Raw genomic sequence first — 19,837 nt, 5'->3', positions numbered from 1 at the left:
GAAATAAATCGGTACACATTGCCGACGCTCAACTATGCGTATTGCCTACGAAAACGAAACCGAAGCTCGCACCTTTGCCCTTGCCGCTGCAACGGTATCAATGGTGGCTTTGCTGATCGTCCTCTTTCTGGTGACTCTGTCGAGTTCTACGCCTAATCCACCTCCCGTGGAGTATGTGGAGGTGAACTTTGGTACGTCTGATGTTGGGAGTGGATCTGTTCAGACCTATAACAAGCCGAATCCATCACCCCGGGCCGAGAACGTGAAGAAATCGGAAGATCGGCCTAATCCAAAGGTGACCACAACGCCCCGCGTAGAACGTACCCCGGTCACCCCCAGAGAGCGGACAGAAGAGACGAAAACGAGTAAAACACCGGCCGAAAAGCCCATTATTGCCAGTCGCACTGAAAGTCCCGTCAGTGTTCCGGATCGGCCCGACCCGAAGCGACCCGAAGCGACTTCACCTAGATCAACGCCTGCACCTCCCCGCGCCGAACCTGTAAAAAAGGTAGAAACAGTCGACCCCAGTGCTCTTTACAAACGGTCTTCTGGTGGTGCCGGATCGAACGGTACCAACGGACGGGCTGCTGGTACTGGCGGCAATAATAATGGTGATGATAAGTCCGGTGTTGGCGACAAAGGAAATCCAGATGGAAACATCAACGCCAAGGAATTTTATGGGAAGCCGGGTGGTAGTAAAGATGGTGTCGCGTTGAATGTGTCGGGCTGGTCTTTTGGGAATAACAAACTCGATAAAGATGATTCGGATGACAGTGGCAAGATCATCTACCAGATTAAAGTAGACAGCGACGGAAACATCGTCTCGGCCCGGGCGATTCAGCAAACAGTGAGTCCATCGGTAGAAAGTTTTTACCGTCGTCAGGTATTACGCTTTAAATTGCGTCCTAAAGGCTCTGTAACGCCTTCAGAGCTGTCGACAGGTACGTTGACAATATCTATTAGTTCGAATTAATATATGACCTATAACGAGGCTATCTCGTACTTGTATGATCGCCTGCCCGTTTTTCATCGGGTGGGCGTTTCTGCTTATAAACCTGGGCTTGCCAACGTGCTATCGCTTTGTCAGGCGCTGGGAAACCCGCAGCATCAGTTTCGGACCATTCATGTTGCTGGTACAAATGGAAAGGGGAGTACGTCCCATATGCTGGCCAGTATATACCAGTCTGCGGGTTACCGGGTTGGTTTGTACACATCGCCTCATTTAAAATCGTTCACCGAACGAATCCGCCTCAATGGCCATCCTATCCCAGAAGCGGTCGTGGCTGATTTTGTTGAGGCGCAACGATTGTCGATCGAGCAGATTCAGCCTTCATTCTTTGAAGTTACTGTCGCCATGGCCTTTGATTACTTTGCCCGTGAGCAGGTTGATTTGGCTATCATTGAGGTTGGGCTGGGAGGGAGGCTTGATTCGACTAATATCATTACGCCGATAGTAAGCGTGATTACCAATATTGGCTGGGATCATGTTGACGTATTGGGTGATACACTTCCAAAAATTGCGGCCGAAAAGGGAGGGATCATCAAACCGAACGTACCGGTAGTGATTGGTGAGCGTCACGAGGAGACAGAGTTTGTATTTCGGTCAATTGCAGCGGTCAATGAAGCACCAATTGAGTTTGCTGAGGACGATTGGACGGTAGTTGATAGAGGGCTGACTAATGGGTTCAGACAGGTAGACTGTGTATCCCGTTCCTTTGCCGAGACGTATTCGATTGATCTGCCTTTATTAGGCATCTATCAGTTGGCTAACGTTAAAACGGTATTGGCTACCATTCAGCGTGCCCAATCTTTCTTCTCTGTATCCAATGCGGCCATACTTGATGGTTGTCGATTAGTCGTAACAAATACCGGGTTAAAAGGGCGTTTTCAATGGATTCAACAGCGTCCGATCCTGATCGCTGATACCGCTCATAACAAACCCGGGATTGATGCGCTATTGACTAGTATTCGAACGATCGCGTATGCTCACTTACGAATTGTGGTTGGGTTTGTCCGCGACAAAGATGTCTTATCTATCTTAAATCTGTTACCCGCCGATGCCATTTATTACTTTTGTCAGGCTGATTCTCCGAGAGCCTTTCCCGTGGAGGAACTGGTTCAGCAGGCTTCGTCTGTCGGTTTATTGGGGCAGGGTTACCAGGATGTCAATGTGGCTTTAGCGGCAGCGTTGGCCGAGGCTACTCCTGACGATCTTATTTTAATCACTGGCAGCACTTATGTGGTTGCCGAAGTTAATTCCTTATAGTATATGGCTAGACGCCGGAAAATGTATCGTTTTGAGCAGAACAAAGAAGCATACAATGTAATTGAGCGAGGCAAACCGTTATATACGACTATTAAAGGGCATTGGCTTACCGACTATTTTAAGAATGATAATCCAATCGTAGTTGAGTTAGGTTGTGGTCGGGGCGAGTATACCGTGGGTCTGGCTACTGCATACCCTGATCGTAATTTTATAGGTGTAGACATCAAAGGTGACCGTATTGCACGTGGTTCACAAGCGGCGCTAGAGGCTGGTTTGTCTAATGTTGCTTTTCTTCGGACGGATGTCAATTATTTACTCGAGTTTTTCGACGAGGAGGAAGTAGATGAGGTTTGGATCACGTTCCCTGATCCTCAACCACGTGATAAGCAGGAAAAGCATCGTCTGACCTATTCATCTTTCTTGACGCTCTATAGATCAATTCTAAAAAACGAGGGAGTACTGCATTTAAAAACGGATCACGCTCCATTCTTTGAGTATAGTCTTCAGTCTTTACCGGATAACGGATTCACGATTGTTGCTTCTACAACTGATTTGTATCAATCGCCTTTGAACGATATTCATCTGGGAATAAAGACGAAGTACGAGGCGATGTTCTATGCCAAGGGGTTTTCAATTAATTACCTTCAAAGCAGAAAGGGGGATCAATAGCTTAACGCTATTGATCCCCCTTTTTCAAGAATCCTGTTTTGGAACGATTAGTTGAACAAACGCTCCATAAGATCGGCAACCCGACTAGAATAGCCATACTCGTTATCGTACCAACCGACTACTTTAGCAAAATTGCCCATTGACGTAGTCAGTTTAGAATCGAATATGCACGAGTGTGGGTTTCCAATGATGTCAATTGAAACTAATTCGTCGGTAGCAAATTCAAGGATGCCTTTCATTGTTGTTTCAGCAGCCTGCTTCATTACGGCGTTAATTTCCTCAGCTGTCGCTTCGCGTTTCAAGATTACAGACAAATCTGTAATTGATCCATCTGGTGTTGGAACCCGCATGGCATTGCCATCAAGTTTACCCTTCAGGTGTGGTAATACTAAACCAACAGCTTTAGCAGCACCCGTAGAAGTAGGCACGATTGATAAGGCAGCTGCACGGGCGCGTCGTAGATCGGAGTGAGGCGCGTCATGTAGGTTCTGATCAGCTGTATAGGCGTGAATTGTGGTCATAAAGCCCTTTTCGATACCGAAGTTGTCGTCAAGTACTTTAGCCATTGGGGCCAGACAGTTAGTCGTGCATGATGCATTTGAAATAATTGTCTCGCTTCCGGTTAGTGTGTCGTCGTTTACACCTAATACGACTGTAGGAATATTTCCTTTAGCGGGAGCAGAGATAACTACTTTTTTACAGCCAGCTGTCAAATGTTGGCCGGCACCAGCTTCATCTACAAAACGTCCTGTCGACTCGAGCACAACATCGACACCGAGGTCTTTCCAAGGAAGAAGTTTAGGATCCCGTTCTGCGTATGCGTTGATACGCTTACCATTTACAGTAATACTGTCTGCATCCGCTGATACTTGCCCCGGAAAACGCCCATGAACAGAATCGTATTTCAGTAAATGTGCCAGTGTGGCGTTGTCGGTGAGGTCATTGATTGCTACAATTTCAATGTTCTCCTTTTCCAATAATCGACGGAACGATAGACGGCCAATGCGTCCAAATCCGTTAATAGCTACTTTAATGGTTGCCATTCGTTATGCAAACAGGTTTGGTTAACGTGTCAAAGATAGGGAGGCTATACGACAATGAGGGGTATTTAGTAAAAAGTCTTAAATTTAGTAAATATTAAATAGTTTAGCATCGTATTTTAGTAAAATGATTCTTTTACTAAAAAATTGTTAACAAAAATGCTTATTCTTTAGCCAATTTAATAGTATTACGCTATTTATTTTGTCATTGCTAGTTATTTACTAATATTTTTATCCATTTAGTTACTAACTGCCTTGAAAGCATTAGGTTTTACTAAACAGTCTCTCTTAATTACTAATACGAATTGCTAAACTATTGTATCCTCTATCTAACGCTCCTCATTGGTCTTAACGCCTTTCTTTTACTATATCTTTTGAGAATAGGAGAGGTGCCTCATTGGCATAAAGACCTGTAGACCTTTATAGGTAATCAATCGCGAGTGATCTAATGTATGTAACCAATTTTTGGACTGACCGTTCTACATTATAATTAATCTTACAACCCATTCACAAGTAATTACCATACGTAGATAGACAAGTGAAATTTTACCAGCAGTTCTTAATATTCCAGTCATACTGTTCTATACATCTTATGTAAACAATAGGTACATAGATATGACCAGTGAATTCAGATAATGAGAGTGTGTAATATCGTTCACACTTTGACTTCACTAATACACACATCAAGACATAGTACGGTTGTGTAAAATTGACAAGTAAAAGACGAAACATCAATTACAGGAACTCAGCCATCATCAAGTAGACAGATATGTATCAGATAACTTTCAAGGCATTAATCTTGCTGTTTCAACTGGTAGGGTTACTTGACTTTTTTCACAATATCCCTAATCAAGTTTAAAACTGCGTAATGTAATGCGAGTTGGCTATAACGTCCTATGCAGTCAAAATGGATGTAGAATACAGCCACTGCATATAAAGGCGGATAGGAAGCTTATATTTACAAACTGGTTGATTGGCCTTTATAGTCACGTCTGAATAGATTTGACTTTAATTACTATCTGCTCAATTTTTATGACAAAATAAAATTTGCTCTAACAAATTTGACTTATCGTAAAGCCACTCACTATCAGCAACTTAAACAATTATTAATAAAGTTTTACTTTCTATTATGAGTAGCAAAATAACCCAAATCCTTGAGGCGTGGGCAGATCGTTCACTGATCAGTAATCCAATTTACAAAGCCACCATTGACGATGTTATACAAGATCTTAACGATGGCAAGATACGCGTGGCTGAGCCTGTAGGTGACGAGGAAGGAGGGGAGTGGCAGGTAAACGAATGGGTGAAGAAAGCTATCCTTCTTTATTTCATTAGTCAGACGATGAAACCCCAAGAAGTTGGCATTTTCTCATACAATGATAAGATTCCATTAAAGACTGATTTCGTAGCAGCAGGTGTTCGCGTAGTCCCGCCAGCCACTGTACGCCACGGCGCCTACCTTGAGGCTGGGGCAATACTTATGCCATCCTATGTCAACATAGGCGCTTACGTTGGAGCACGAACGATGGTCGATACCTGGGCCACTGTTGGAAGCTGCGCTCAAATCGGAAGCGACGTTCATCTTAGTGGTGGCGTTGGTATCGGCGGTGTACTTGAGCCCCCGCAAGCAGCTCCCGTCATCATTGAAGATGGGGCCTTTATCGGTTCACGGTGCATCGTTGTAGAGGGCGCTCGTATTGGCACCCGGGCTGTTCTTGGCGCTGGTGTTACAATTACGGGCTCATCAAAAGTGATCGATGTCACAGGTGATGAGCCCATCGAGTATAAAGGATTTGTTCCTGCCAATTCAGTTGTTATTCCAGGTAGCTACACTAAAGAATTTGCTGCAGGAAGTTACCAAGTACCTTGTGCACTAATCATTGGCAAGCGAAAACCTTCTACTGATTTAAAAACGTCACTTAATGAGGCGCTGCGTGAGAATAACGTAGCAGTTTAATATTGTAACCAATACCGACACAAATAGCCCGGTTTTACACTTGTAAACCGGGCTATTTGTTTGGCCTATTGATTTACATTATTATATTTGGCTTATATTTACATTGTTAACAACCTTAATCCATTTTACACATGTCAATTAATGACAAAATTAAACAGGTGCTGACAATCAAGAATTTGTCACCTTCCTATTTAGCTGATGATATTGGCGTTCAACGTTCCAGTATATCACACATTTTATCAGGCAGGAACAGACCCAGCCTTGACATTATTCAGAAGATTGTCCGCCGCTTTCCTGAATTTACATATGAGTGGTTTCTTGAAGAAGATGGACAATTGTCAACTGATGAACCACCTGCACAAGCATTAAGTACCACAAGGACACAGCGTGACTCGACGTCTAACACAAGACAACTACCCCATAAGTCCTTCCAGCCCGCCTCATCAGATCCGGCACCTGGTATTGTTGATCAAATAAACTCTTACAACGAAACGGTCATTCCAAAACAGGAGATTTCAGCGAAACAGATTATTGATCGTATCCTGATCTTTTACACTGACGGTACTTTCCGTGAATACATGCCAGCGTCCTAATTTTCACCAATTAGCCACTTCGCCACCTTTTTAGTTGTTCAAGGCGGTTCAATTCTCCTCTTCCTATTTCTACAGTTTACTATGGATAGAACTCAAACTAATTGTATAGTTAATTGCCAATCTTTATAATTACTATGTACAATGCCTTGGTAGAAATGGGGGATGTCTGAATCCGTTAATAATGATAGTAGTCAACCAACTTAGCGGGTATCTTTACTATTTCATTCGCTATTTATGAGACAGCATCATTCATCGTTTACTTTTCTGTCTATTGGCTTGTCACTTCTAGCCCTTTCCGAATCCTGTACTATTACAGATCCTCTACGCACAGAGCCTTATGAGAAAGGCGTTGTAGTACTGGAATCGGGTCAATCAGGAAAAAACAATGCTTCAGTAAGTTTTCTCAGAGACAAACAAGCTATTCCAGATATCTTCTCCACTGCCAATGACCGCTCGTTAGGGGATCTGCTGCGTTCGTATACGGAAATTGATGGCAAAGGCTACCTAATCGTTAGCAATAGTGATAAAGTGGAAGTTGTCGAGAACAGTACATTTCGAAGCATCTCATTTATCAACGAAGGAGTAGAGCAGGGGCGTTATATGGTAGCAGCACCACCTCAACGCGGTCTTTTTCTGAAGGGATATATCAGTTATTGGGGCGGTAAAACGCTTTCACCAGGCGTGGCCGTGGTTAGCCTGGCTGATCGTAAAGTTATAAAGGCGATTCCTACCAATGCAGGTCCCGAACAGATGGCTGTGGTAGGTGATCAACTGTTTGTCGCTAATTCAGGTGGAACCGGGATAGGCAATACTATCTCCATTATTAATACGACAACAGATCAACTGGTAACCACGATCTCGGTTGGTGACGTACCCACGTCAATCGCCTATGATCCCGTTGGGGGACTATTACATGTACTTTGCAGCGGTCGGCCACTAACTAATGGCGGTGGAACAACGTTAGCTGAACTTGTTCGGATAAACCCAACAACTAGACAAGTCGTAAATCGGGTTAGTATTGGCGGGCGTCCTCTAACGGGCAATCCGTCAAACCTGGTGATTAATCCAATCACCCAGATGCTCTATTTTCTTCTCAGAGGCGCTGTGTATGCAAGCCCTATCAATGCGGCAACTATTTCCATTGATAGACCTATCCTGAACCAGTCATTTACCGGATTGGGAATCGAACCAACTTCGGGAATCATCTATGGTGGTTATTCACGCGACTCTACCAGCAAGGGAGTAGTCAGACGATTTCAACCAAACGGAACTCGTATCGATTCAGTAACCGTTGGCTTTGTTCCAAGTGGCTTTTACTTTAAGTAGCTTACTGGTGTAAAAACACGGTTCTCCACTTAATCTGATAAATCCTCACTATAAAAAACGCGCTATACAGCTTGTATGGCGCGTTTTTTAGCTAACTACCTCTATAGTAATACATTAACGTTTCACGTGGATATGTTGTGGACGAGCAGTGGCTAACGTCTACCTATTTAGTTTTATAATTTATATTATGTTAAGTAATAATCGTAAAAATGAAGGGAGGCTAAAACGGCCTCCCTTCATTTTCTTATTTACCTGGGTCTACACAAGCAACTTTCTTCTCTTCAAATTGCTTGAGAATACCTTCCAGTTGCTCGAGCGTACTGTTCAACGAGGTGTCGTTGCCATTCACCGATTTTGCTTTCTGGAAGAATGGTAACGCCTGCTTAAACTTACCACATACGCGGCCTTCAACTTCTTTACCGCTCTTCGAGTATTCAGCCATGCTCATGTTATCAACTTCGCGCTTCATCTCAACGGCGTCGTTGAAAATACCAACACCCATGTTAAAGTTAGCTTCGAAATTGTTGGCATCCGTATTCAGGGCTTTCTGGTAGTAGTCACGGGCCATTGCCTTGGTCTCGTTGGCTTGCTTGGTCAGACCAGTCGCTTTAGCTTCCAGAGCAGCACCATCTACACCTTTTCCAGCCTCGGCTTTAACCTGCTGATCAACCTCAGCGATTTTAGCTTTCTGCTCGGCTACTTTTGCCTGCACATCCGTTAGCTGACGCTTTAGATCGACACTCTTTGGCTGTTTCTTAATCGACGCAGTCAGACGAGTTATTTCGCTCATGTAGGTTTCCAGCAGCGCTTTCTCGTCGGCCAGTTTCTTCGTCATCTTACCACCCTTCCTGGCGTCGTCCATCGCTTTTTTCGCTTCATCAGACAACCGCACGTAGGTATTATCGTACATGATGCCGAGGTTAACTGCCGATTGAGCATCACTCGGATTCTTCTCATACAACTCCTTCATGCTGTTGATTGCCTCATCCATACGACCAGACGACTGCAGGATGCTTACGCGCGTAGTACCCAAGTCCCGGTTACTTGGAAAAATCTTCATAGCACGGTCCAGTGTGGCCAGCGCCTTGTCGACTTCTTTGTCGCTGTTGTACATCTGGGCCAGACTCGCCCAAATCGTTACATCACGACCGCCGTTCTCAGCATATTTTTCAAACTGCTGTTTCGTCTTAGTCATGTAGTCAGCGCGATTGGCCCCCTCTCCTTTCGCAGACATAGCCTGTTGGGCGCTGATACCGGCGTACATAGGTGCCGTGGTATCTTTTACATTGATGTTTGCGGCCAGCGCCATTGCTGTATACGCTGCATCATAGCTTTTAGCCTGGTAACGCCGGATACCCTGGTTCATCATAGCCGAATACAACATCTGTCCCGACAGGGCATCGTTGATTTCCTTCGTCATTTTGCCATTAGGCTCTACCTCCAGTGCTTTCTTGTACGAGTCATACGCAACCATAGCGGCATTAGAGTCTAATGCTGCCGCTTTAGTATCATTCGCCAGCGCCTCGTAGATCTGCGCACGGCTCACCCACGTTTTGGCCTTCGTAGCCAGTTTGGGATCGTTGACGTTGTTATCAATTTCGGTTTTGGCTTTATCTAAAGCACCCTGTTCTTTAAACAGAAGGGCTTTATTCTGGGCCATTGCTGACACTGATAAAAGCGTCGCAGCCGATACGGCCATCATGGTTTTCATGGAATGTGTCATGGAATGTGCCATCGTTTGATGTGCCATGTAGTCTATTACTAAGTTTTGTTCAACAATAGGGCGAAAATACACATTTCACCCGGCATTTTGACAGAAAAAAGAGCCTCCGGTTTAATCCGAAGGCTCTTCCTGATCTGTATTTAAGCGGCTATTACTGATTTATTCTGCTGCTTCAGGTGTTGGATCAACGGGGACATCAACCTCCGGCGCTTCATCGGCTATCTCCGTTTCGTCGCGTACTACGGTCATTACAGACGAGATCGAATCACCCTCACGAAGCTTGATAATTCGCACGCCCTGCGTGTTTCGCCCAATGACGTTGATCGCATTGACGGGTGTCCGTAATAGTATTCCTGAGCGGTTTATCACCATCAGGTCGTCGCTATCAGAAGCCTGGAGAATACCGACCAATGCACCTACTTTTTCGGTGATCTTCAACGTACCTACGCCTTTAGCGCCCCGGTTCGTCACGCGGTATTCATCAATTGGCGACCGTTTGCCGTATCCATTCTCTGAGATTACCAACAACTGCGCATCTGGTCGGCCAATGCAGACCATACCAATGACGCGATCGTCTTCCGCCTCGTCGTCGAGTGTGATACCTTTTACACCAGCCGCTGTACGGCCCATCGGACGTACCCGGGTCTCGTGGAAACGAACCGCCTTACCCGCCCGCGATGCGATCACCAGATCATTATCACCGTTAGTCATCACTACGTCGAGCAACTGGTCGCTCTGGTCAATGGTAATGGCGATAATACCCGTACGGCGAACATTTGAGTAAGCCTCCAGCAACGTTTTCTTGATGGTCCCCTGCTCAGTACACATAACAATGAAATTGTTCTTCGTGTAGTCGGGATCATCCAGGTTCTTCACGTTGATGACCGCCCGGACCTTGTCATCACTGTCGATCTGAATGTAGTTCGGTAATGGTTTGCCTTTTGCGTCACGGGCACCTTCCTGTATCTTGTAAACAGGAAGCCAGTACATCCGACCCTTTTGGGTAAAAATCAACAACGTATTGTGCATCGTGGCCGAGTATAGGAACTCCGTGAAGTCACCATCTTTCGATGAAGCCCCCTTCGATCCTTTTGTACCCCTCCCCTGCTGCCGGTATTCAGATAATGCCGTCCGCTTGATGTATCCTTCATGCGAGATGGTGATGATCATTTCCTCATCATCGATCAACGATAAATCATCGAGATCACCATCACCCAGGGCATTGATCTGGGTACGGCGTGGATCACCGTAACGAGACCTCAGGTCGGCTAATTCTTCTTTGATAATCTGACGCTTGCGCTCCTCCCGGGCGAGAATATCATTGTAGTCGGCAATGGCCGCCATCAACTCATCGTACTCGCCCTGAATTTTGGCACGCTCCAGACCCGTCAGGCGTTGCAGGCGCATTTCCAGAATAGCCTTTGCCTGAATCTCAGACAGCGCGAACTTGGCAATGAGTCCATTCTTGGCCACCTCGGCATCTTTCGACGAACGAATCAGTTCAATAACCGCGTCGATGTTGTCGAGTGCAATCAGCAACCCAAGCAGAATGTGCGCCCGCTTTTCCGCTTCCCGCAGTTCATACTGGGTACGTCGGGTAATTACCTCAAAACGATGCTCTACATAGTAGCGCATCATGTCTTTGAGGTTCAGAATCATCGGGCGGCCTTTAACCAGCGCCACGTTATTAATACTGAACGACGATTGTAGGGCGGTATGCTTATACAGGTTATTCAACACCACACTGGCGTTGGCATCCCGCTTGATGTCATACACGACACGCATCCCGTCACGGTCCGATTCATCCCGGAAGGCAGAGATACCCTCGATCTTCTTTTCGTTGATCAGATCGGCCGTTTTTTCAAGCATCACCGATTTGTTCACCATGTACGGAATTTCCGTTACGATGATCTGCGTCTTGCCCCGGTTTTCTTCGATCGTTGCATTGGCCCGGATAACCACCCGGCCACGCCCCGTATGAAACGCCGAGTGCACGCCGCTCATCCCGAAGATGGTTCCGCCCGTTGGGAAGTCAGGTGCCACAACAAACTTGATCAGTTCGTCGATGGTGATCTCCGGATTATCCAGGAATGCGCTGATGCCATCGACGACCTCGATCAGGTTATGGGGAGCCATGTTAGTAGCCATACCAACGGCAATACCCGACGAACCATTGAGCAACAGGTTGGGCAACTTGGCCGGCATGACCGTCGGCTCCTCCAGCGAATCATCAAAGTTAGGCTGGAAATCAACCGTTTCTTTATAGATATCGCCCAGCATTTCATCGGCAATCCGCTTCAGGCGAGCTTCTGTATACCGCATGGCCGCCGGTGAATCACCGTCTACCGAGCCGAAGTTGCCCTGGCCGTCCACCATCGGGTAGCGCAGTGACCAGTCCTGGGCCATACGTACCATGGTATCGTAAACCGACGAGTCACCGTGCGGATGGTATTTACCCAATACCTCGCCAACAATACGGGCTGATTTTTTATGCGGTTTGTTATAGTTTACACCCAGTTCAGCCATGCCAAACAATACGCGGCGGTGAACGGGTTTAAGGCCATCACGCACATCGGGCAAGGCCCGGGAGATGATAACCGACATCGAATAATCGATGTATGCCCCACGCATTTCATCTTCGATGTTAATCGAAACGATGCTGTTGGGATTCTCCATTTCGGGAGTCTGTTCTGCCATAAACGGAAGGGGGGAATTTCGCGAAAATTTGCAATTTCTGGCCGCACCGTTTCACACGGGAGGGCTATATACAAATATACAAAATTTTCATCAAACGGTGAAACCAAACGCGCAAATCCACTCTGTAAGGGCGTATACGGTCCACGCTCACTCCACTCCTACCAGGTACGTTCGTCACCGTGGAACACTAGTATATTCTTACTGAAATACAATTATCCGTTTTCTAAAACAGTACCGAAATAGGCCGCTGTTTATTTACCTTTTTCCGCTTGACATTGAGTTGGTTACCAAGTGAATTGCCTGAAAAACACACAACTACATAGCCTGTTTTTCAACGCGTCAATCGGGGGTCGAACGCAAACGCTTCCGTTCGAACCAGCTCAATCGTTGAGAACTGGGGATGAGCTGGATTAAGCAAATAATTCCATTCCTGGGTAACAATCGCCGACGGCACACGCAACACCGGGCTGGCTCCGCGGAGAAGCCACATTTCGCCGCGTTGCTGGCAGACATCATAGTTCTGGTAATCGGACCAATCGGGTGGTAAATCGGCAAGCGTTATCGTTTCTACGGGTAGCGTGTCAGGTACGTCGATCACCATAACCCGAAATAAATCCTGCAAGCCCTCACCGCTCCGATGCACTACGTTTTCCAGACAGGCGAGTGCCCGACTGCCCGCTGTGTAAATCACGAAGCGACCACGTGCATTCCAGCGGGCTGCCCCACCCGACGCTACCAGCCTGTCAGTATACAGGGCCCGGGTGATTCGATACACTTCCACAGACTAGGCCAGATCACCGTAATCGATACGGATTAACTCGTCCATAATCAGGTCAATCCCCCCGGAAGTATGGAGCAGCGCAAACGGTACCTGTCCACCTAACCCGAAAGCAGGTTTATCCATCCAACGCCGAAAAGCCTCGGCCGAACCAAACACATCGGCTCCCCGGCCGAAAAGCGCCTGAATTTTAAGGATCTTTTCGCTATCCTGTGGATTTAGCTTCCGTTGCTCCCGTTCATACCGCTGAAAGGTTTTCAGAGACGTATCAAATACCTCTGCTACCTGCTCCCGCCGATAACCAGTCTGGTCCGCCACTTCAAAGAAAAGCAGCGCCGGTACACCCCGCAATGCGGCTAACACCAATCTGTTTCGATCCTGAACTACCATACATTTCATTGGTTACGTTGCCCAAAGGTAGGCAATAGACATTTGTCTGACAAACGCAGAATTTTGTCTAAATGTTCGAATACTGCTCGTCACCTAATCAGTAGGTACGGATGTTTCATTGATTTAATAAGCAAACAAGCGGCTTATCTGCTTCGTTTTCACCCTACAACCAAGACCCAAGACCAGTGATGAAACGATACGTACCTAGTCTATTGCTACTCTTAGTCAGTTGCCTACAGGGGTTTGCACAAACAGCGACTAAGCTAGAGGGTGCCTGGACAGGCACTGACAACACAAGTGCATCGGTGCTGTTAACGATTGTAGACGGATATCTGATGCAGACAACTTATACCCCCGATAAATTTATAGCTACCCGTGGCGGAACATGGCAACGCAACGATACAGGAAACCTGGTGCTAATGGTTGAATTCGACTCGCAGGACAGCAGTCGTGTTGGACAGGAAGAACAGTATCCCGTGGTCATTACGGGCGGCCGGCTGACGATCACGGGCACGTCCGGCAAGCAGGTACTAAATCGGATGACTGAATCCTCAGCCCAAAGCTCCCTTACTGGCCTCTGGCGAATTACCAGGCGGGTGAATGAGCAGGGAGAGCGAACCACGATGCAGGCAGGCCCCAGAAAAACAATCAAGCTTCTGACGGATAGCCGCTTTCAATGGGCTGCTATTAACCCGAAAACAAAACAGTTTATGGGAACCGGGGGAGGTACGTACCGGGTAGATGGGAATCAATACACCGAAACGATTGATTTTTTCTCCCGCGATAACAGCCGCGTGGGCCGATCACTTACGTTTACCGTTAATCTGACGGGCACTGATTGGCAGCATACCGGGAAAAGCTCAACCGGTGGCGCAGTTAATGAAGTATGGAGCCGGGAGAAGTAGCGCTTCCCCCGGCCTGAATCTGTTTAGGCTACTAACTCCAGCAGGTGATCCTGTTGAAGAACCACTTTCATCCGTTCACCAAGGTCGTCAGACGCCTTCATCAAGGGCAAACGAACCTCTGAACTGCACAGACCCATAATTTCCAGGATCTTCTTCACACCAACGGGGTTTCCTTCTTCGTAAAGGAGCGGATCGATACGCAGGAAATGACCAAGTTCACGACCAGCGGTGCGGAAATCACCTTGCAGGGCCGCGTCGATAACGCCGCAGAAACGAGCTGGCAAGGCGTTGGCAATCACTGACATTACGCCTACCCCGCCAATACTGATGATGGGTACACCCTGCACATCATCACCGGAGATCAACAGGAAGTCCTCAGGCTTATCGCGGGCAATTTCCATACACTGCTCAATCACGCATGACGCTTCTTTAACACCAATGATGTTGGGATGCTGCGCGAGTTCGACGATCGTCTCGGCCGACATGTTGATGCCCGTACGGAACGGAATGTTATAGAGAATGACCGGTACCGGACTGGCATCGGCTACGCGCGTGAAGTGCTCAATCACGCCCCGTTTTCCCGGCTTATTGTAATAAGGGCATACCGACAGAATAGCATCGACCCCTTCGAAATCGATATCCTTCATCCCGGCAACAACATCGGCTGTTACGTTGCCGCCAACGCCGAAGACGATCGGCAGATTTTTTGGGTTATTCTCTTTGACGAATTGGAGCAGTTGCTTCTTTTCAGCTTTGGTCACCGTTGGCGACTCTCCCGTAGTGCCTTGAAGCACAATGTAGCGCACACCTCCTTCTGAGATGTGATTAATAACCCGGCCAAAACCATCGAAATCGATAGTGTGGTCCGTATTGAAAGGTGTTACGATGGCAACACCCACACCGTGAAACTGTGTGTGCATGAGCAGAGAAAGGTCATATTGGCCACTACAAAGGTAAGGGATAAGGGTTAAGTTTCAGGTCTCACGTGACAGGTTTCAGGTAACGCTGCCTAACTACCATCAGATTGACTGGCAACACCACCTAAAACCTGTAACGTGAGACTTAAAACTTAACCCAACATAGCGATGAACTCATCCTCACTAAGTTGAGTAACGTTCAGTTGCTGAGCCTTCTGCACCTTAGAAGGGCCGGCGTTCTCGCCAACAATCAGGTAATTCAGTTTCTTGGAGACCCCGCTCAGCAAACGCCCTCCGTTGGCGGCAATTCGCTCTTCGAGTGCCTCGCGACTAAAGTTGGCGAACGTACCGGTATATAGAAAGGTCTTACCAACCAGCGACTCGCTTTCCTGAGCTACCTCTTTTTTCTCAGAAATGAATGTCAGCCCAGCCGCCCGCAATCGGTCAATGTAGCGTTTATTCTCTTCGTCCTGAAACCAGAGATAGGCACTTTCGGCAATACGCGGCCCCACATCCGGAACACCAGACAGGGTGTCAAGCGGAGCAGCCATCAGGGCATCGATTGAACCAAAATAATCGACCAGCCGATCGGCGGTGGTAGTACCAACGTACCTGATCCCCAGCGCAAACAGCACATTGGCAAAAGATTGTGCCTTCGACCGTTCGATCGCAGACAGGATATTATTCACCGTTTTCTGCCCAAATTTTACCGTCCTGGTTTTACCAGGCTCTTCCGCTCCATCTTCATGAACAACCGGAGCAGCTGGGTACGTCTTCTGAAGGCCCAATAGTTTTTCGTTCGTCAATTCATACAGATCAGCAGGCGAGTCAACCAGACCTCGATCGATGAGCAGTTCGATCTTACCCTCACCCAGGCTTTCGATGTTCATGGCTCGCCGCTGGATAAAATGCTCAAAGCGGGCCTGTCGTTGCGGCGGACAGTGCTTTTCGTTGGTGCAGTAGAAATGGGCTTCTTTCTCACGGCGAACTAGTTCGGTACCGCAAGCGGGGCAGTGAGTCGGGTAAGCGATCGGTTGTACGGCATCTGTCCGTTGCTCCAGGTCGACGCCCGTTATTTTCGGAATGATCTCCCCACCTTTCTCCACAAAGACCGTATCTCCCAGCATGATACCAAGGCGGGCAATCTCATTGGCGTTGTGGAGCGACGCCCGCTTTACCACAGTACCGGCCAGCAACACCGGAGTCAGGTGCGCCACGGGCGTTACCGCGCCCGTACGGCCTACCTGGTAACTAACACTGTTAAGCGTCGTGGTAGCAGCCACGGTCTTGTATTTATAGGCAATTGCCCAACGCGGACTCTTGGCTGTATAGCCCAGTTCGCGCTGCTGATCATAGCGGTTCACTTTGATCACGATCCCATCGGTATTGAGCGGCAACGAAAACCGCTTGGTCTCCCACTTGGCAATGTAAGCCATAACCGCATCAATATCGGCGCATTTCTCCCAGGTTGGCGACACATTGAATCCCCATTTGGCCATTTGCATCAAACTTTCTTCATGCGTACTGAACACACTTTCGTCGGAAAGAAACGAGTAGAGGTAACAGTCCAGACGGCGTTTGGCCACGGCCGCCGAATCCTGCTGCTTGAACGTACCTGAAGCCGCATTACGGGGATTAGCCAGTAAGGGCTCACCAATATCTTCCCGCTCCTTGTTAATCCGTTCAAACTCGGCCAGGGGCAGAAAACCCTCACCACGCACCTCGAAAAGAGCGGGCAAGGACTCAGCCGAAATACGGAGTGGCACCGTTCGAATGGTACGGATATTGTTGGTGATATCATCGCCACGAACCCCGTCACCACGCGTGGCTCCCTGCACCAGGAGACCATTCTCGTAGGTCATGCTGAGCGCAACCCCATCAAATTTTTGTTCACAGATATACTCATACACCTCCCCATTCAGGCCTTTACGCACGCGTGCATCAAACTCGGTCAGGTCAGCCTCAGAGTACGTATTACCGAGCGAGAGCATCGGAAAACGATGATAAACTGTCGGAAACTCTTTACTAATCGTGCCCCCCACACGTAGTGTTGGCGAATCGGGCAACGTAAATTCAGGATATTGCTTTTCAAGCGACTGGAGTTCAGCCAGCAGCTTATCGAACGTAAAATCATCGATAACCGACTGACTATGTTGGTAATACTGATCGTTGTAATAATTGAGCTGAGCGGTCAACTCCTGGATACGGTCTTGTGGAGACATGGACAAAGGGGCAATAGCGGCAATTGAGTCGCCGTTTAGAAATGGCAGATTCTGAAAGTTACGAAGATGGGAGCGTTTCGGCGTTCAGGCAAAAAAACTTAGTTTTACAGACGTAGCTTTACAGTCCGCAGGCGATTAAAGGACTACCCATGCCTGCTCACGAGTTCATGATGACCGATTTTCTACTGGCCCCGTCGATATTAGCCGCCGATTTTGCCAATTTACAACGTGATGTTGAACTGATTAACCGCAGCGAGGCTGACTGGTTTCACATTGATGTGATGGACGGTGTTTTTGTGCCGAATATCTCGTTTGGCTTTCCCGTGATGGAAGCCGTTCACCGTTTTGCCACCAAACCACTCGACGTTCACCTGATGATTGTGCAGCCCGAGCGCTATGTCGATGCCTTTGCAAAGGCGGGAGCCGCCGCCATCACCGTGCACTATGAAGCCTGTACGCACCTGCACCGAACACTGACCCAAATTCGGGAGGCTGGCTGCCGGGCGGGTGTGGCCCTGAATATGCAAACCCCGGTAGATGTACTGGCCGACCTCACCGACACCTTCGATCAGGTACTGATTATGACCATCAACCCTGGATTCGGCGGGCAAAAATTACTACCACTTTCCATTCCAAAAATACAGAAGATGCGCCGATTGCTTGCTGAAGCAGGTAGCCCGGCGTTGATAGGCGTTGACGGGGGCGTTGACCTGAAGACAATTGGCTCGGTACTCGCTGCTGGCACCGATTATGCCGTAGCAGGAACAGCCGTGTTTGGCGCCGACGATCCCCTACGAGCCATTGAACAACTAAAAAGTCCCCCGACCCCCACGCTCGCTTAACTTGCTTACTCCGAATTGGCAAGCAAGATTAGGCACCTCAACGAGACCACCGTACTGATACGATCATCCCTTATGAAACTTACCTTTATTCACCTGACCTTACTGCTGGGATTATTGACTGCAGGGGGGTGCAGAAGCACAACCGAGCAGACAGAAACCCAGACAGGATCGCCCAGTGATACTACACTTGCTGACACAACCGCTCAAACTGGCAGCACACTTCCTACGCCAGAGTGGACCAAGAACGCTACCATCTACGAAGTCAATGTACGGCAGTTTTCGGCTAAAGGGGATTTAGCGGGCGTAGAAACGCAATTACCCAGACTCAAAGAACTAGGCGTCGATATATTGTGGCTGATGCCTATTTACCCAATAGGAACCGAGAAAAAGAAAGGAACGCTGGGCAGCCCCTATTCAGTGGCAGATTACAAGGCGGTAAATCCCGAATTCGGCACGTTCGATAACCTGAAGCAGCTCGTACAGCGGGCGCACGACCTGGGCATGCGCGTCATTCTTGATTTTGTACCAAACCACACCGCCTGGGATCATCCGTGGGTGAAACAGCATCCGGACTGGTATACACTCACTAACGGTAAAATGACGGCTCCACTCGATGAAAAAGGTAAACCTACTGGCTGGGATGACGTTGTTGACTTAAACTACAACAACCCGGACATGCGAGCTGCCATGATCGATGCCATGTCATACTGGGTCCGGGAAGCCAATATCGACGGCTACCGGATGGATGTGGCTGGCCTGGTCCCTAATGACTTCTGGCAGGAAGCCCGCCCCGCTCTCGATAAAATCAAGCCGGTCTTCATGCTGGCCGAATCAGAGGGTGATCCTGCCCAATTCCGTTCGTGCTTTAATATGAACTACGGGTGGGCTATGCACTCCCTGCTGAAGAACATTGCCAAGGGCAAAGCCAAAGCTACCGACATTGATTCCCTGCTGGCACTACATAAGAAGAAATACCCACGTTGGGCGTATCAGATGAATTTTACGCAGAATCACGACGAGAACACCTGGAACGGAACCCTGGCGGAGTCTTTTGGGGCCGGTGCCAAAGCATTTGTCGCACTGACCAGTACCTTCAACGGCATGCCATTAGTCTATAATGGCATGGAATCCGGACTCGACAGACGACTGCCCTTTTTTGAGAAAGCCCCTATTGAATGGGGTACGTACCCAGATGCTACCTTTTACAAATCGCTGCTGACGCTAAAGCACCGGAATCAGGCCCTCTGGAACGGTGAAGCAGGCGGCGATCTGGTCAAGATTCCGACCGGCCGCGACGAACAGGTATACGCCTTTTTACGGCAGCGCGACAATGACCGAGTGGCCGTAATAGTCAACCTGAGCAATCAGTTGCAGACAATTCGGCTGGGCGGTGATGGGTATGCGGGCCTGTACACCGATGTATTCGAGCATAAGCCACTGGAATTGAAAACAGGGATGACCATGACTCTCAAACCCTGGGAATACCACGTGATGACCAACTGATTTCTTCTT

General features: G+C 48.0%; 16 protein-coding genes. 9 read left to right on the top strand and 7 right to left on the bottom strand.

The features are described 5' to 3' along the window. Positions 1-34: 34 nt before the first annotated feature. The 3 genes from F7231_RS19880 to trmB are packed head-to-tail and all read left to right on the top strand — an operon-like array spanning position 35 to position 2,935. Entirely contained in the window at positions 35-973 is a 939-nt protein-coding gene (locus F7231_RS19880; protein WP_166693275.1) for a hypothetical protein, read from the top strand. Between the two features lie 3 nt (positions 974-976). After that, a complete protein-coding gene (locus tag F7231_RS19875; RefSeq protein ID WP_166693274.1) occupies positions 977-2,266 on the top strand; it encodes a bifunctional folylpolyglutamate synthase/dihydrofolate synthase in 1,290 nt (429 codons plus the stop codon). A 3-nt stretch (positions 2,267-2,269) separates the two neighbouring features. Next, the gene (gene trmB / locus F7231_RS19870; protein ID WP_166693273.1) at positions 2,270-2,935 is read left to right on the top strand and encodes a tRNA (guanosine(46)-N7)-methyltransferase TrmB; all 666 of its coding nucleotides are present in this window, start codon (positions 2,270-2,272) and stop codon (positions 2,933-2,935) included. A 47-nt stretch (positions 2,936-2,982) separates the two neighbouring features. Here trmB and gap read toward each other — a convergent pair whose 3' ends face one another. Next, positions 2,983-3,978, bottom strand: a complete 996-nt coding sequence (gap, locus tag F7231_RS19865) for a type I glyceraldehyde-3-phosphate dehydrogenase (RefSeq protein ID WP_085413901.1) — start codon at positions 3,976-3,978, stop codon at positions 2,983-2,985. Positions 3,979-5,104: 1,126 nt separating this feature from the next. On the opposite strand from gap, the gene F7231_RS19860 reads away from it, so the two are divergent. From F7231_RS19860 to F7231_RS19850, 3 genes are all read left to right on the top strand, one after another. Beyond that, complete coding sequence (locus F7231_RS19860; RefSeq protein WP_085413902.1) at positions 5,105-5,932, top strand: 2,3,4,5-tetrahydropyridine-2,6-dicarboxylate N-succinyltransferase; 828 nt, start codon at positions 5,105-5,107, stop codon at positions 5,930-5,932. Between the two features lie 131 nt (positions 5,933-6,063). Next, entirely contained in the window at positions 6,064-6,525 is a 462-nt protein-coding gene (locus F7231_RS19855) for a helix-turn-helix transcriptional regulator (RefSeq protein ID WP_166693272.1), read from the top strand. 234 nt (positions 6,526-6,759) lie between these two features. Beyond that, positions 6,760-7,851, top strand: a complete 1,092-nt coding sequence (locus tag F7231_RS19850; protein WP_166693271.1) for a YncE family protein — start codon at positions 6,760-6,762, stop codon at positions 7,849-7,851. 244 nt (positions 7,852-8,095) lie between these two features. Here F7231_RS19850 and F7231_RS19845 read toward each other — a convergent pair whose 3' ends face one another. From F7231_RS19845 to F7231_RS19830, 4 genes are all read right to left on the bottom strand, one after another. Then, entirely contained in the window at positions 8,096-9,574 is a 1,479-nt protein-coding gene (locus F7231_RS19845) for a tetratricopeptide repeat protein (protein ID WP_085413905.1), read from the bottom strand. Positions 9,575-9,733: 159 nt separating this feature from the next. Continuing rightward, a complete protein-coding gene (gene gyrA, locus F7231_RS19840) occupies positions 9,734-12,271 on the bottom strand; it encodes a DNA gyrase subunit A (protein WP_166693270.1) in 2,538 nt (845 codons plus the stop codon). A gap of 331 nt (positions 12,272-12,602) precedes the next feature. Then, on the bottom strand, positions 12,603-13,046 hold the full coding sequence (locus F7231_RS19835) for an RES family NAD+ phosphorylase (RefSeq protein ID WP_310589359.1): 444 nt from the start codon (positions 13,044-13,046) through the stop codon (positions 12,603-12,605). Positions 13,047-13,055: 9 nt separating this feature from the next. Then, positions 13,056-13,439 carry an Xre family toxin-antitoxin system antitoxin gene (locus tag F7231_RS19830; protein ID WP_085413908.1) on the bottom strand — a complete coding sequence of 128 codons (384 nt, stop codon included), beginning with the start codon at positions 13,437-13,439 and terminating at the stop codon, positions 13,056-13,058. Positions 13,440-13,627: 188 nt separating this feature from the next. Here F7231_RS19830 and F7231_RS19825 point away from each other — a divergent pair, with 188 nt between their 5' ends. After that, entirely contained in the window at positions 13,628-14,344 is a 717-nt protein-coding gene (locus tag F7231_RS19825) for a DUF4488 domain-containing protein (protein WP_166693268.1), read from the top strand. A gap of 23 nt (positions 14,345-14,367) precedes the next feature. Here F7231_RS19825 and dapA read toward each other — a convergent pair whose 3' ends face one another. Then, positions 14,368-15,264 carry a 4-hydroxy-tetrahydrodipicolinate synthase gene (gene dapA, locus F7231_RS19820; protein ID WP_166693267.1) on the bottom strand — a complete coding sequence of 299 codons (897 nt, stop codon included), beginning with the start codon at positions 15,262-15,264 and terminating at the stop codon, positions 14,368-14,370. Positions 15,265-15,413: 149 nt separating this feature from the next. Beyond that, on the bottom strand, positions 15,414-17,483 hold the full coding sequence (gene ligA / locus F7231_RS19815) for an NAD-dependent DNA ligase LigA (RefSeq protein ID WP_166693266.1): 2,070 nt from the start codon (positions 17,481-17,483) through the stop codon (positions 15,414-15,416). A gap of 170 nt (positions 17,484-17,653) precedes the next feature. Between ligA and rpe the strand changes: the two genes are divergently transcribed. Together rpe and F7231_RS19805 are read left to right on the top strand one after the other, a co-directional pair. Then, the gene (rpe, locus tag F7231_RS19810; protein ID WP_166693315.1) at positions 17,654-18,325 is read left to right on the top strand and encodes a ribulose-phosphate 3-epimerase; all 672 of its coding nucleotides are present in this window, start codon (positions 17,654-17,656) and stop codon (positions 18,323-18,325) included. 72 nt (positions 18,326-18,397) lie between these two features. Next, positions 18,398-19,828: an alpha-amylase family glycosyl hydrolase gene (locus tag F7231_RS19805; RefSeq protein ID WP_166693265.1), complete on the top strand. Its 1,431-nt coding sequence runs from the start codon at positions 18,398-18,400 to the stop codon at positions 19,826-19,828. Positions 19,829-19,837 lie beyond the last annotated feature (9 nt).

This window comes from Fibrivirga algicola, from assembly GCF_011742925.1.
Lineage (GTDB): Bacteria > Bacteroidota > Bacteroidia > Cytophagales > Spirosomataceae > Fibrella > Fibrella algicola.
Note: the sequence above shows the minus strand (reverse complement) of the source record. Positions and strands in the feature narration are given on the sequence as shown.